We start from the raw sequence: 15,235 nt of genomic DNA, 5'->3' as shown, positions 1-15,235 counted from the left end.
AATTGCAACTCAAAACCGAACTTATCTAAATTTTGTCATTTCATCAAAGAAGGGAGTTGTTGCAGAGGTTAGTTTTTTTCCCCTGCCAACCTGCCTCCCCTGCTCCCTCTGCTTCCCCTGCTCTTTTCACTATGGTCTCACTTTTTCGCGTCGCTCTCCTCCTACTTCTTTGATCGGTAAGGTGAGGGTGAAAGCTGTTTGGCCAAAAGCTGTTGAGTCAAGGGTGAGGTCGCCATGATGTGCCCTGGCAATTTCACGGGCTAGGCTGAGTCCTAATCCGATGCCTTCTATTTTGCGGGTTCGAGCCGGATCGCCGCGATAGAAGCGGTCAAAAATGCGTAGACGTTCACTCGCTGGAATATCTTTGGATGCATTGGCAATGATGACGTGGAGAGTTGTTTGAGTTTGATGAGTGCGAATCTTTATCCAGCCGTTGGGGAGATTGTATTTTATAGCATTACTGAACAGGTTTTGCAAAACTTGAATTAGAAGATCGCGATCGCCCTGTAAGCGTAGTCCATCAGTAAAGTCTGTTTGCACAGTCAAGTGGGGAGCCAGCATTTCCACATCTTCTAGCATCTGCATCAGCAACTCAGACATATCCACCTCAACTAAATACAAGCTCATTTTTCCGGCATCGGCTAGAGATAGCAGCAAGAGTTTCCGCATAATTCCACTCAGGCGGCGCACCTCATCTAATAGGTTACTTAAGCGCTGTTGTACTTCACTCCCAGGATCAACCTGTTGCAGCGTTCGTTCTAGTTCGCCTTGCAAAATCGTCAGTGGGGTTTTCAGTTCATGAGCCGCATCACCACTAAAGCGGGAAGCTTGGGTAAAACTGCGTTCCAACCGTTCTAACATCAGGTTAAATACCTGAATCAACTCGACAAATTCAACATCAGTTGTTCCAATAGGAATTCGTTGATCTAGTCCTTTAACAGTTACTTGTTGAATAACACCTGTTAATTGATGGATAGGACGTAAAGCACCACCAGAAACTAACCATGCACCGATGGCAACTAGCAATAGCGATCCGGGAATTGAAACCAGAAAAATATTCCGAATGGTAGCCATTTCTTGATCGACGGCTTGCAGATTCACAGCAATGGCAACCTGAGCATTGGGAAATTTAGTTGCTCCAATTCGCCAAGCTGCTTTTGTTGTCTGTTCAGTGACAAATTTAGGTGGACGCGGACGAAGAAAGGGTGGCGGCCCAACATTTCTATTTGAGGGTGGGGGTGGTTCTCTCTGCGGAGGTGATGGTAAAGGTATCAACTGAAGACGCTTAAGCAGCAGGCGATTCACCTCAACGTCGGCAGGTAGGGAGTTAGATTGATAAAGTATGTTGCCGTTTGCATCAAGCACCAGTAGGGCAATGGGAGTTTTTGTATTGGTTCCGAAGGCATCAGATAAAGAGTCTTCGTAAAATTGCCATCGTGAGGGGCGGCTTTCTTTGCCTTGAATTTCAGGAAGTTCCCCCCGTGGTGGCAAATTCGGAGTTGCCCGCATCAAGTGATTTAACAGTTCTGCATCAAGACGGCTGATTTTAGCATTGTAAATCTGAAACCAGGAGACTGCACCAAAACCGACTAATGTGGTTCCTGCTAAAGCCGCAGACAATAGGGCAATTCGGAGGCGAAAGGAAGGGAGTTTCATGAGCTAGACTCTGGTTTGCGAAACCGATATCCAACCCCTCGAATGCTTTCAATCCAGACTGCTTCATCAATGGGGTCAATTTTTTTACGAATTCGCTGGATACAAACATCTACGACATTGGTGTTGGGGTTAAAATCGTAGCCCCAAACATGCTCCAGAATTTGGGTACGGGTGAAAACCCGTCCGGGAGAGCGCATGAGATACTCCAGAAGATTAAACTCGCGGCTGGTGAGTTCTATCGCTTGGCGATCGCAAGTAACTTCCCTGGTGATGCGATCGAGTTTGATAGGCCCAACACTAAGGATATTTTGGCGATTGCTTACACTCCGGCGAACAACGGCATGAATTCGAGCCGCTAACTCTTCTACAAAAAACGGTTTAGCGATGTAATCATCTGCTCCTAAATTTAGCCCTGCCAAGCGATCGTCTAGTTCATTCCGAGCCGTCAACAAAATTACCGGCGCATTCCGACCTTGCCCCCGCAAGAGTTTTAAGATTGATAGTCCATCCTTTCCCGGCACCATAATGTCGAGGATAAGAACATCATATTCATTTTCTAATGCCCGCAGATATCCTTCATCACCGTTATCGCAGTAGTCTACAACAAATCCCTGCTCCTTCAGTCCAGCCCGGACGAAGTTAGCAATTTTCGCCTCATCTTCGACAAATAGAACGTTCACAAGTATTTATTAGTTTATATATTGTTCCATTCTAGATTCATTACCTTTTTACTTAAATTACAAAACTGTAATTTAGAAACCACGTGAACTGTAATTTTGAGGTGGCTTAATCAGAAATATGAACACCTTACCTTTTGCAGGTTGATTTATATGAATATTCGTCGAGTCTTAACCGTAGCAGCCATTCCTTTTTTGATTGGTACATTCGGTTTTAGCCTACAGAATCAGGCTTATGCCGCTAATCCATCCAATCGAAATGCCCAGATTTCCCAACAGCCTCAAACACCACAAATATCTGATAAAAAACCACAGATTAGACATTCTAAGCCCCTTCTGAATCAGAAAAAGCGTCCTCCCCAACATCCCCAAAATCATGTAGAACACAATAACCGTTAATTGCGGTACCCTTTATTCCTCAAAATTACAAAATTGTAATTTACAAGCAGGGCAAACTGTAATTTTGGTTCAGTTAAATCAGAAATGTAAACGAGCTATCTTTGGAAAAATGATCATGAATATTCGTAGAATACTAGTTGTAACAGCGATTCCCGTTTTGGTTGGCACATTTGGTTTTATTTCACTCAATCAGGCTTATGCCGCTAATCAATTCCCTCAAATTGCACAGGCGCAACAACCACCCAACCAACCACCAGACGGAGAACGGCGACATCCTCGACCTGATTTTGCAGCAGCTGCGACCAAGTTAGGAGTTAGCGAGCAACAGTTAAAGGATGCGTTGGGTGTTACTGCAAATCCTCCAAGTGGCGATCGCAATCAACGCCCACCCCGCCCTGATTTTAAGGCTGCTGCGACCAAGTTAGGAGTTAGCGAGCAACAGTTAAAGGATGCGTTGGGTGTTCCTGCCAATCCTCCCACAGGCGATCGCAATCAGCGCCCACCCCGTCCTGATTTTGCAGCAGCTGCGACCAAGTTAGGAGTTAGCGAACAACAGTTAAAAGATGCGTTGGGTGTTCCTGCCAATCCTCCCACAGGCGATCGCAATCAACGCCCACCCCGCCCTGATTTTAAGGCTGCTGCAACCAAGTTAGGAGTTAGCGAACAACAGTTAAAAGATGCGTTGGGTGTGCCTGCCAATCCTCCAAGTGGCGATGTCTACGACGGGCTACGCCTACGCAATCAGCGCCCACCCCGTCCTGATTTTAAGGCTGCTGCGACCAAGTTAGGAGTTAGCGAACAACAGTTAAAAGATGCGTTGGGTGTTCCGCCTCATCCTCCAACAGGCGATCGGTCAGCACCTCCTGGAAATCAGTAATTTACTCACCGAAAGCTTGCTGTAGTTATTACCAGTCTGCTCCATAACTGTGATGTTAAGCTTTAGCGATAGGGTATAGGTTACAGGGTACAAATTATTCCTTATCACCTGTTACCTCTCCCCTATACCTCAATACAGTTCAGATAAGACCAAAACACTTGTAGAGACGGCGATTTATCGCGTCTCGAAAACCCAAGCGTATTGCCCTATACCTGACAATTCAGGTCATGTGGAAAAGTCCACCAAAAACCTAACCCCTAACCCGCTTCCCGACGCGGGAAGGGGGAAAATTCAAAGTCTCTCTCCTAAAAGGCTACGGTGTACACACAAATTATCTGATCCCCCTAAATCCCCCTTAAAAAGGGGGACTTGAAGAAATTTCCCCCCTTTTTAAGGGGGGTTAGGGGGGATCGAAACACTGTTAGACAACTTTATAAGACTTGTGTGTACACCGTAGTCTTTTAGGAGAGAGATTTAGAGAGAGGTTTTCCAGATGCCGTGAAAAGTCAGACCCTGTACCCAATTCAGATTCCTGTTCTCTGGTTTGGAATGCGACGGCTAGGTAGTGAGAGCGCGATCATCCAAACACCCGTCAACAAAAAATTAATCCCTGCGAATAATCCCAGCACCCAAGCTGCACTGAAAGGCCATTCATACAAAATTAAAATTGCCAGAATAATGGCCATTATGCCACTAAACAGTGTCCAACCCCAATTTGGATCTGGACGTATTTGAAATGCTGTAATTACCTCAAATACACCCTCAGCCAAAAAGACAATCCCCACGGCTAAGGTGAGGGAGAGCGCAGCACCAAATATGTTGCTAATCAACATAATTCCAGCAAGTACATATAGAATACCAACCAGTAGCTTTGGCCAGAAGCCTTTATGTCGCCGTGATTGAAATGCGTGGACAATTCGGACAATACCAGCAATAAATAAAAACCAAGAGATGACGATTGCGATCGCAATAGTGGCAACGAATGGTTCTGCGATCGCTGCCATGCCTAGCACAATCATTAGAATGCCTAGAACGATGAACCATCCTAAGTTTTGTCTCTCTTGACCGATGTTTTCAGAATTCATAACAGGTTTACCAAATGGGTTAGAATTGGGTTTTATTCAAGGATTTATATTCGTCTTGATTACTTCATTTCTTAACTACTTAAGTTGTGTAGGCTCTGCTTCAGAATATATTTACCAAAGCTATTTTTGGTATTGCATATTTGCGGGATGGACAAGATGCCCATCTTTGTCTTTCCGGGCGGTCGGTATGCCCATTCCCCAAGAATAATTCTCGTTACTTTGCCCCTAAGTTTGTTTTAAGATATAAATGCTCAATCTTAAACAGTCATAAAGATATTTAAAGCAAGCTGTAGCACTTTTAATCTGCACAACTTTGGCGTTCATGTTGCCCACTCCACAAGTAATTTATTTTCAGGACTTACGCAAATTAATGAAAAAACGAACCGCATAGACGCGGAGCGGCTTCCCGCAGGGTAGGACGCAAAGTACACAAAGGAATAAGAGGTTGAGAGAGTTATTGCGTAAGTAATAATTTTTACGAATGCAAATTAAAAGATTTTCAGCCTATTAGTATGAGCATGGACAAACGGAATCGTAATCCGCATAAGTAAAGAATTTACAATATCTGAAGTTTTGACTTCCTCACTCCCTAGAGATAAAGCAAGTCCTAGAAAATACTGATATTTACCTTTGATTAATCTTTATACGGAGTGATGAAATAAAGTGGTGAAGATGCTATTAGAGTACGGCGGAATTTAGCTAATAGCTCAGTGAACAAGACTTGGCTCAAATCCCCTTATTAAAAGAGACTTATTGTATCAGTTTAAAGATTCAACTATTTTCGATTGATTGCGAGTTGGCTAACAAACTCTGTTAGCCAACTAAACCATTAAAAATCGAAGGTTGTACGAAGCACGCCCACATACTGCGTATCATTCCTACTATCATTTTCCGGGTTGAGAATCACCCAGAAACCAGGAGTTACTGAGATATTATCGTTGAGGCGGTAGCGATAGAATGCTTCAATATGATAAGCGGTGTCTCGGTCTTGACGGATATCACTGTTAGAGACACGCGGTGGTATCCCAAAGAGAATTCCTGGCAGGTTGCCTTTACCGCCCACATCGGGAAACGACATACCAATCGCCCCAAACCAAGCATTGGCATTATCACCATTGTTTACGAAGAGAGAATCTGTTCCACCCCTACCATTAGAAATATCGCTGAAACCAGAGTTCTTTGCATTTGCCCAAACATATCCACCCCAAGAGTGTACCTGGAAATTTTCGGAAAAGCGATAGTATCCCTGTACGCCAACAATGCTATTGGAAGTAGCAATGTTATTTCCAAAGGGAGCATTTGACAGGGCGCTGCCTCTGCCGGCGTTAATATCTACAGTGCCAGCAGGGTTATAACCATGAGAGTAGGCAATACCAATAGCTCCTTGTTCGCCGTAATATGCCAGGTGCGCTAGAGCATTGTAGCCGCCATCAAATAAGCCATTTTGTGCTGATGGAACGTTCGGACTATTTGCTAAATAGCCCAAGGTGAGAATCAAGTTTTTACTGATACTCCAATTAGCGGCTGCACCCCCACCACCTCGCTCGAAGAGGGGACTGTTTTTACCAAAGAGTGAGGGAATCCCATTACCATCATCGGCGATCGTGGCAGGAGTGATGTTGTTTGTGATGTCGTTGTAACCAATACCTGTGGGGCCAACAACGAAAGAAAGGGAGTCACCAACGGGGAAGTAGTAACGGATGTGGGGAATTATTAGTGTATTGTTGCTGTCATTGTCGAAATTCAGGCGTGTCATGCCTGTGCCTGTGGCTGCGGCAATTTGACTTGCACCATTAGAATTTGTAAAATTGCCAAACTCCAGCCGGACTCGCAATAAATCTTTACCGGTGAAGCTACTCTCTAAGTTGAGACGACCCCGGTTAGCAAAATAGAGACGGGATTCATCGCTATCTCCACCCACCCTATTACCAAAAGTGTCACTAATGGCCGTAATAATTTGAGCATTCAATTTAGTAGTGGTGGAAAATTGCTGCTTCTCCAGCGTTGCTGTATGTGCTTCCAGGGTATCCACCCGGCCACGCAGAGTTGCCAATTCTGCCGCAAACTCTGTCTGCAAATTTTGCAGCACTGTCAAATCTTCTTTTTTGACTAAATCATTAGTACCCACAGCAATTAATTCATTCACCCGGTCTAAACAGGCATTTAAACCAGCAGCAAATTCATAACGACTCAAGGCACGATTACCGCGATAGGTTGCATCAGGATAACCTGCAATACAGCCATAACGTTCGACTAGTGATTGCAGTGCTTGGAATGCCCAATCACTCGGTTTGATATCGGAAAGTTGGGAAACAGAATTGACTTGTCCCTGCAAATTTCTATCATCTTCTGGAGGTGCTGCCCAAACTGCTGGAACTGCGAAAAGTAGGAGAAAAAAGCTATGCAGAAGAATTTTAATCATGGACTTATTTATGTGGAAATGGTTGAATTCTGACTTTGTAAAGAAAGAAATTACAGTCGAACAAAAGCTTCTGGCTTATAATCTAGCCAGCATTAAAGTTAGATATTTTGAGTTGAAATTTTAGATTACTTAAAGCAACGCTATAACTTTTTGCTCATTACTGCTTTTAATAGCTGCTTCTATAATCCGCATTACATTAATTCCGTCTTCGGCAGTAACAGCAACTGGCTGATTATCAACAATAGATTTATATACTGCGTCGTAATAGCCTAAATAACTGCCCTGTGAGCTTTTTACTTTTTCCCGAATTACTTTTGTGTCTTTTTCTGTATGCAGCAAGCCATATTCACTTTCCGGCTCTGTATACCAATCAAGCGTATTAGGCTTGATACCCGCGACTAAATACTGTTCTTGGGCATCGGCTCTGCTTTTGTGAAAAGAACCCTTTGTGCCATGTATGATGTAGGCAGGTGCGGGTTCACGCACAAGGAAACCTGCTTTTAACTTAACGCGCAGCTTGTCGTAGTATAGTATCAACTCGAAATAATCATCTACCTGCGATCGCACTCTTGTGATTCGGATGTCTGCAAAAATAGCATCAGGCATCCCAAATAAATGCACAGCCTGGTCTATTAAGTGCGGGCCTAAATTGTTTAATATTCCTGCACCTGGACTGGCAACTTCTATGTGTTGTTTATGGCTGAGTGCTGGTTTATATTTTTGAAATTTAAATTCTGCTTCAATAATATCACCCAGCAAACCTTCTTGTATCACTTTTTTTACTGTTTTAAAATCACTATCCCACCTGCGGTTTTGATATACAGATAATTTCTTTCCCTGTTTTAATGCCAATTCATTCAGTTGTTCTGCTTCTTTCACTGTTGTGGTAAATGCTTTTTCTACCACTACATGCTTGTCTGCCAGCAAAGCCTGTTTCGTATAATCGTAATGTGTATAAGTTGGTGTATTTATCACCACCAGAATTACTTGATCGTCGGTTAGCAATGCTTCCAAAGAAGGATAGCTTTTTACTCTTGGATAATCTTCCTGTATCAGCTTTTTGCTTCTTTCCCAAGAGCCTGCTAATTGAAAACCTGGATGCAAATCAATGAACGGCGCATGAAAGACCCTACCGGACAAACCATAAGAACAAAGAGCCGTATTGAGAGTTTCCATCTTTTTATTGATTGACTGAAGCGAAAGCTTGTATTTATTTGTTGTTAGATGTTCCAGATAAAGTTTGCAGAATCAGGGCGGGCATCACGAAATTCGCAACCCATTGGATTGCAGCCGCAACTGAAAGTGCAGCCGCTCGAATTTTGTTATTAAACATTTCTCCCAACAGCACCCAAACCACTGGCCCCCAGGAGAAACCGAACAGAAAGCCACCGAGGGCAGCAGCGCCAGCAATCAAAATCACATAAAATGTGCTGGATTTACGACGAACAGTAGTGGTAGACATAAGTTTATATATTGGGAATTGGGTATAGGAGGCAGAGGGGCGGAGGGGCAGAGGGGAAAGACTTACTGCAACTTCTCCTCTGCTCCCCTGCTCCCCTGCCTTTTGTTCACCGTCTAGAACGTCTGCGGAGTCGGTCAATCATTACTGCCAAAATAATTACTAGTCCTTTGACGACTAGTTGCCAGAAGTAAGACAGGTTCAACAAAGTTAAACCGTTGTTGAGAATAGCAATAATTAATGCACCGAGAAGTGTGCCGCCAATGGTACCAATACCGCCTGTAAAGCTGGTTCCACCAAGAATAACAGCTGCGATCGCATCTAATTCGTAACCTTGACCCAATATGCCACTGGCACTATATAGACGGCTGGCGCTCATGATTCCTCCTAAGCCTGCCAGTAATCCGCTAATACCATAGACAAATAGCAAGACACGATTAACTTTAATCCCAGTTAATCTGGCTGCCCGTTCGTTACCACCTACTGCATATATCTGCACTCCTAGAACAGTTTGCCGCAGCACAAACCAGCTAGCGATTACAGTCAGTAGTGCAATGATTACTAACCACGGCAGAGGCCCGACGTAACTATTACCAACCCAAGCAAAATTGATGTCTCGGTTAATCAGCGTTGTCCCTTTAGCAATCAAAAAGGCCACACCCCGTAAGGCTGTAAGTGAACCCAACGTGACAATAAAAGGTGGCACATCCAAGAAGGTGATGAGAGCGCCGTTGACTAAGCCTAAAAGCAACCCTGCCAGCAATGCAGCAGGTACAGCCGCCCAACTTAAAGCCGGCAGTAGCGATACCAGCAGTCCAACTACGGCAGAAACAGCCAATATTGACCCAACTGATAGGTCAATACCTCCGGTGAGAATTACAAAGGTCATTCCTGTCGCCAGCACAATATTTATTGATGCCTGACGCAAGATATTGACGATGTTACCACCGGTGAGAAAGTTGGGAGAAAGGAATGCAAATAAGATGCAGATAATTACTAGGATTGGCAGAATACCCGCAACTTCCAGCAGAGTGCTGATTGATTTCCGGTTGCGAGCTGCGGGATTGTTGGCTGATTTATTGATAGGCGGTCTGACTGTCTGACTCATAATGCTGATACCTCCGATGCTCCAGTTGCATAATGCATAATCTTTTCTTGGGTGATTTCTTTGCCAAGGCTGCCGTCCAGTTCGCCTACAAGTTGTCCTTCTCGCATCACCAAGACGCGATCGCTCATACCGACAATCTCTGATAGTTCGCTGGAAACCATTAAAATAGCAACACCTTGTGCTGCCAATTCGCTCATAATTCGATAAATTTCACTTTTGGCACCAATGTCTACGCCGCGTGTCGGCTCATCTAACATTAATACTCTAGGTTTAATGGCTAACCAACGCGCTAGCAGTAGCTTCTGTTGATTCCCACCAGAAAGATCCAATGCTCTAATTTCCAAATTGGCCAGGCGGATATTAAAGTTTTCCACCGCTTCTGTTGATAGCCGATTCACTGAAGGCCAGTTAACAATTCCACCTTTGGCATCCTGCTTGAGTGTGTTGATGGCAATATTTTTGCGGGCGCTCATCTCTAGAAATAAACCTTGGTCTTTGCGGTCTTCCGGGACGTAGCCAATTCCGGCAGCGATCGCATCACTGGGCGTATTAATTTCCAGTTTTTTGCCATTTAAAAATACTTCACCACTGGCTTTGCGGTCAGCACCAAAAATCAGCCGCGATAGTTCTGTGCGTCCTGCACCAACTAACCCCGCTAAACCGAGAATTTCCCCTGCATGAAGTTCAAAGCTAGCCGGCTCAATCTTTTTGCGGGCATCGCTCATGTTTCTGACTTCTAGCACCACCGGCCCCGAATTCATTTGCCGTTGATGTTCGTAAAAGTCTTGCATGGAGCGACCAACCATCATCTGCACTAATCGCTGTGGAGAAATTTCGCTGCGTGTGAGACTACCAATATATTGACCATCGCGCAGGACGCTAATCCGGTCAGCTAAAGCATAGATTTCTTCCATACGATGACTGATGTAAATAATCGCAATGCCATCACTCCGTAGTTTGCGAATTACTTCGAATAAATGGTCGCTCTCGCGGTCAGATAATGCTGCTGTTGGCTCATCCATCACCAAAACCCGACTTTTATCTTTCAGCGCTCTGGCAATTTCGACTTGCTGCTGTTCTGCGATGGATAAAGTCCCAACTATAGTCTGCGCTGTAAAATTGGCTCCCAAGCTATCTAACACTTGCTCTGCTTCCAGTTGCATCGCTTTGCGGTCTAAAAACTGACCCCGACGCAACTCGCTACCCATAAACATATTTTCGGTAACGGTTAAATTAGGTGCAACATTCAGTTCTTGATAAATAAGATTAATACCCGCCTTACGTGCTGTCGCCGGATCGGTAATTTTCAAGGGTTGACCATTGATGTGAATTTCTCCTTCATCAGCAATGTAAGCTCCAGCCAAGATTTTCATCAATGTGCTTTTGCCTGCCCCGTTTTCACCCATCAGGGCGTGAACTTCTCCTGGATAAATCGTGAGATTAACATTTTGGAGCGCAGATACACCATGAAATCGTTTGGTAATCCCTTGCATTTCTAATACAGGGGTGGTGGTTGGTGCATCAGGAAATGAGGTTTCAATATTTGTTGTCATGAACATCTCCTGTAAAAAGAATCTAAAAGTCGCAAGTTGTGAGTTAGAAATTAATCAACTCACATCTGATGATGTGAAATTAAAAGCATCACAAAATTCTGTTTTAAAAAGCAATTGCTATCTTGGGAAGCTCTGAATATTGAAAGGCAATATTCAGAACTTTCTACAAATGCACATAGATACATCATGGGTATGTGCAAAAACTATGTCAATGTATCAAAAGACTCAATTCAGCTTAGACATAACTCTTAATTGCGAATTTACAATTATTATTATTTCCAGCCTTTTTCTGTGCTGACATTATCTTTTGTAATCAGCTTTACGGGAATCAAAATGGTGGGATTAGTAGGTTTTTTCCCATTTAAAATGTCGTTTCCAACCTGAACTGCTTTTTCAGCCATCCCTCGCGGATTTTGAGTAGCGGTTGCAGCATATATACTATCTTTAGCTGCGATCGCAGTGATTGCTTCTGGCGCACCATCAACCCCGACAATAAAGAAATCTTTACGTTGTGCTTGGTTTGCTGCTAGTTCTGCACCAACTCCACTTGGATCGTTGATGGCAAAAACCGCATCAATTTTTGGGAAGGTGGTGAGCAAATCAGTCATAACTCTCAGTCCTCCATCCCGACTACCTTCTGCATTCTGGTTTTTGGAGAGGATTTTGATATCAGGATATTTAGACAGTACACTCTCGCAGCCACTAACTCGCTGAATCACCGAGTCTACTGGCGGGCCATTAACTATTACTACATTGCCTTTACCTTTGAGGCGATCGGCAATATATTTACAACTAACTTCTCCAGCTTGAACATTATTAGTAGTGATAGTGGCATCCACGCCTCCTTCAGCACCAGTATCTACCGCAATGACAATTCTACCAGCTTGTTTCGCTTTTTCAATTGCTGGTTTAATGCCACTTTTATCAGCAGCATTGACGATAATAATGTCAGTATTGGAAGCAGTGAAATTTTCAATTTGATTGGCTTGTTGATTCAGATCGTAAGCGCTGGAAACTACAGTTACATTGACATCTTTACCGCCAATTTTCTTGGCTTCTGCCTCAGTTGCTTGTCCCATGAGGACAAAGAAAGGGTTACTTAAATCGCCAACGGTAAAGGCAACTGATCGTAATTTGGAATTCCTAGTGGCAGTTTTAGTCTCGGCACTAGTATTTGTAGCAGGTTTTGTCTCAGGGTTAGTAGCAGTGTTGTTATCGGGAGAAGCATTTGTACAGCCGACAACGCCACCACTGATGATACCTAGTATGCTAGCTGCGATCGCAATCCTTTTCATGTTTATCTATTTCCTAAAGTTAATTAAAATTTTCTTACTTACCAGCCTTTGTAGCTGCTGAGATTATCTCTAGTAACCAATTTGACTGGAATCAAAATCTCAGATGACTCAGGTTTTTTGCCCTGAACGATCTCATTTCCCACTTGAACTGCTTTTTGAGCCATCCCTGCGGGATTTTGCGCCGCAGTTGCAGCAAATACACCATCTTTGTCTTCCATTGCTTTGGTTGCATCTGGCGAACCGTCAACCCCAACAATAAAAAATTCTTTGCGTCTTGCTTGTCTAGCTGCTAAGTCTGCACCCACACCGCTTTGGTCGTTCGTGGCAAAAACGGCATCTATTTTGGGAAAGGTTGTAAGTAAATCACTCATCACTCTCAAACCTCCATCCCTTGTCCCTTCAGCGTTTTGGTCTTTAGAGATGAGTTTGATATCGGGATATTTGGCTAATGACTTTTCACAACCACTGACTCGCTGATTGATTGAATCCATCGGCGTACCGTTGAGGATGACTACACTACCTTGACCTTTGATGCGATCGGCAATATATTGACAAGCAACTTCACCAGCTTGGGTATTGTTGGAGCTAATCATTGCATCTACGTCTGCATCAACGGCTGAATCTACGGCAATGACAATCTTACCTGCCAGCCTTGCTTGGTCAATTACTGGTTTAACTCCTTTTTTATCAACAGCGCTGAGGATAATTAAATCAGTATTTGCAGCAGTAAAATTTTCGATTTGGTTGCTTTGTTGGTTCAGATCAAAACCACTAGAAACCGCATTCACTCTAATATTACCGCCGATTTTCTTCGCTTCTGTCTCCGCACCCTTCTGCACTGCATTATAGAAAGGGTTTCCCAAGTCACCCAAGGCAACACCAATTGTTTGCAATTTTCTATTTGGACTATTAACTTTAGTCTGTAAACTAGTGTTGGTAGCAGTATTAGTAACATTAGCAGCAGAGTTGTCATTTGGAGCGCTATTTGTGCAGCTCACAAAAGTGAAACCTAATATGCCAACTATGAGCGCAATTGTCTTCATCTTTGTCTTATTTTTAACAACGGATTTAAATTTGATCAAGGTCGGCAGAATATTAAACATGTCTAAAATAATCAGACATTACCTAATATTTCTACAGGATTTGGCATTTTCAACTCTTATTTAATATCTTGCAAACTGATGTGATTTGAGTTGCTGCTATTCATTCCAATTCACTAAAAAAATTTATTTTTAAAGCAAATTTCTGACGATTACATCACGTCATTCACACTAGTTTTTGGTGAAAATGCTTTTTTAATGTGCCTGGATTGAAACTACCTTTTCGGCAAAATTTTTAGAAAAGGATATTATTCGCCTTGAGAACATCTGCTTGTCTTTTTATGAGTTTATCCTTCCTTAGTACCAAAATGAGTTTTAGTTATTAAATGTTACAAAATAAAGAAAGATTTTTAATCTATCTTTAGTTAAAACTCTTGGAATTCTAGTGCTGGAAAATGTTAAGTATTTTTAAGATTAAGCAAATTCAAAAAACTTAATATTTTCAGATTGAAATATCATAATTTAGCTTGGAGGATAACCAGTTTTAGATTTTAGATAATGTAGTTGCAAGATTTCAAATTCTAAGCTTCAAACTAGTTTTCAGCACCAATCTATAGATATAGGTTAATCTAAAATCCCAAACCTGAAATTGATTAACTGCTCTTAGCATCTCCTAGAAAAATGGAGATTTTTTAGCGCACAGCAATAGCTAGTAATTGAGTGTCAGCAGTTTAAAACTTTAACGTCGCGGGTAGATATTTAGCCACTAAATCTTCATAGTATGGTCTTAAGTTTTGCCAATCGGGAGGAGTAGGGTTTTTTGAATACAAATCATAAGGATTGAATAAATTCACCCATTTAAACATTTCGCGATCGTGTTTATCCATCAAATGGTTATATGCGTTTTCGCGGTGTTGAGGATAAAATGAGTGATAGCGAAGCATATACAACGCCGATTCAGGCAAATAGTTTTTCATTATCTGATATAAATACTCATCATGCCCCCATGAAATATGTACATTACTCAATCCACAATTCGGCTCGTAAATACCATATTTAGTGTTGTAATTGGGGTTATTGTAATCAGGGTTTTCTTTGAAAAATTCCGAGAAAACAATTTTATCAGAGAATGCACAACCCACTGGATAGGTATCACCGACAGTAGCCCATTGAGGCTCACCAAATAGACAAAGCACCTTCCCCAGATCGTGAAAGAAGCCAGTAAGTACCATCCAATCAGGATGACCATCAGCGCGAATGGCTTCTGATGTTTGCAATAGGTGTTGTAGCTGATCCATATCTGTATCAGGATCTGAATCATCTACTAATTGATTCAAAAATTCAACCGCATCCCAAACAGACATTTCTTTCTTATCAAACTTGAGAAAATTCTTTTCTTTCTCAAGGACAAAATTATATGTTTGATTAATATGATTTAACCGATAAAATTCCTTCACCGTATCTCTAGTAGGCGTTTGGTAATTCCTATACTCTTCGGTGGTTTTACCTTCTTTAACTATGCTGTCTGGATTGGGATAGCGATTGAGTAAGTCTTCTTCCCACTCTTCTAGCGAATGTAAGGGGTTGTTTTGAGCTTGTTCGATGGAATTCTTTAAAATCTGAGACATATCCAATACTGCTCGGTTAAGGATTTTTAACTCGGA

At 42.6% G+C, this 15,235-nt stretch carries 13 protein-coding genes; 2 read left to right on the top strand and 11 right to left on the bottom strand.

Features of this window, described 5'->3' with window-relative positions; genetic code table 11:
* Positions 1-129: 129 nt before the first annotated feature.
* Together IQ274_RS01285 and IQ274_RS01280 are read right to left on the bottom strand one after the other, a co-directional pair.
* Positions 130-1,656, bottom strand: coding sequence for an ATP-binding protein (locus IQ274_RS01285; RefSeq protein WP_193867127.1), 1,527 nt, complete (start codon positions 1,654-1,656; stop codon positions 130-132).
* The gene (locus IQ274_RS01280) at positions 1,653-2,336 is read right to left on the bottom strand and encodes a response regulator transcription factor (protein ID WP_163928936.1); all 684 of its coding nucleotides are present in this window, start codon (positions 2,334-2,336) and stop codon (positions 1,653-1,655) included. The genes IQ274_RS01285 and IQ274_RS01280 overlap by 4 nt, the downstream gene beginning before the upstream one ends.
* A gap of 150 nt (positions 2,337-2,486) precedes the next feature.
* Between IQ274_RS01280 and IQ274_RS01275 the strand changes: the two genes are divergently transcribed.
* Both IQ274_RS01275 and IQ274_RS01270 read left to right on the top strand, forming a co-directional pair.
* A complete protein-coding gene (locus tag IQ274_RS01275; RefSeq protein ID WP_193867125.1) occupies positions 2,487-2,732 on the top strand; it encodes a hypothetical protein in 246 nt (81 codons plus the stop codon).
* A gap of 115 nt (positions 2,733-2,847) precedes the next feature.
* Positions 2,848-3,609 carry a hypothetical protein gene (locus tag IQ274_RS01270; RefSeq protein ID WP_228057971.1) on the top strand — a complete coding sequence of 254 codons (762 nt, stop codon included), beginning with the start codon at positions 2,848-2,850 and terminating at the stop codon, positions 3,607-3,609.
* 524 nt (positions 3,610-4,133) lie between these two features.
* Here IQ274_RS01270 and IQ274_RS01265 read toward each other — a convergent pair.
* The 9 genes from IQ274_RS01265 to IQ274_RS01225 form a co-directional block, all read right to left on the bottom strand.
* Positions 4,134-4,694: an HdeD family acid-resistance protein gene (locus IQ274_RS01265; protein ID WP_193867124.1), complete on the bottom strand. Its 561-nt coding sequence runs from the start codon at positions 4,692-4,694 to the stop codon at positions 4,134-4,136.
* An 829-nt stretch (positions 4,695-5,523) separates the two neighbouring features.
* Positions 5,524-7,116 (bottom strand): iron uptake porin, encoded by a 1,593-nt coding sequence (locus tag IQ274_RS01260; protein ID WP_193867122.1) that lies wholly within the window; start codon positions 7,114-7,116, stop codon positions 5,524-5,526.
* Between the two features lie 129 nt (positions 7,117-7,245).
* Positions 7,246-8,292: a Gfo/Idh/MocA family oxidoreductase gene (locus IQ274_RS01255; RefSeq protein ID WP_193867120.1), complete on the bottom strand. Its 1,047-nt coding sequence runs from the start codon at positions 8,290-8,292 to the stop codon at positions 7,246-7,248.
* Positions 8,293-8,326: 34 nt separating this feature from the next.
* Positions 8,327-8,578 carry an MFS transporter gene (locus IQ274_RS01250; protein WP_228057970.1) on the bottom strand — a complete coding sequence of 84 codons (252 nt, stop codon included), beginning with the start codon at positions 8,576-8,578 and terminating at the stop codon, positions 8,327-8,329.
* Positions 8,579-8,684: 106 nt separating this feature from the next.
* On the bottom strand, positions 8,685-9,683 hold the full coding sequence (locus IQ274_RS01245; protein ID WP_163928941.1) for an ABC transporter permease subunit: 999 nt from the start codon (positions 9,681-9,683) through the stop codon (positions 8,685-8,687).
* On the bottom strand, positions 9,680-11,236 hold the full coding sequence (locus IQ274_RS01240; RefSeq protein ID WP_163928942.1) for a sugar ABC transporter ATP-binding protein: 1,557 nt from the start codon (positions 11,234-11,236) through the stop codon (positions 9,680-9,682). Before IQ274_RS01240 ends, IQ274_RS01245 begins: the two co-directional genes overlap by 4 nt.
* A gap of 272 nt (positions 11,237-11,508) precedes the next feature.
* Positions 11,509-12,531 (bottom strand): ABC transporter substrate-binding protein, encoded by a 1,023-nt coding sequence (locus IQ274_RS01235; RefSeq protein WP_163928943.1) that lies wholly within the window; start codon positions 12,529-12,531, stop codon positions 11,509-11,511.
* A 38-nt stretch (positions 12,532-12,569) separates the two neighbouring features.
* Complete coding sequence (locus tag IQ274_RS01230) at positions 12,570-13,574, bottom strand: ABC transporter substrate-binding protein (RefSeq protein WP_163928944.1); 1,005 nt, start codon at positions 13,572-13,574, stop codon at positions 12,570-12,572.
* Positions 13,575-14,302: 728 nt separating this feature from the next.
* Positions 14,303-15,199, bottom strand: coding sequence for an inositol oxygenase family protein (locus IQ274_RS01225; protein ID WP_163928945.1), 897 nt, complete (start codon positions 15,197-15,199; stop codon positions 14,303-14,305).
* Positions 15,200-15,235 lie beyond the last annotated feature (36 nt).

The organism is Nostoc sp. LEGE 12447 (assembly GCF_015206985.1).
In the GTDB taxonomy this organism is placed as follows: domain Bacteria; phylum Cyanobacteriota; class Cyanobacteriia; order Cyanobacteriales; family Nostocaceae; genus Nostoc.
Note: the sequence above shows the minus strand (reverse complement) of the source record. Positions and strands in the feature narration are given on the sequence as shown.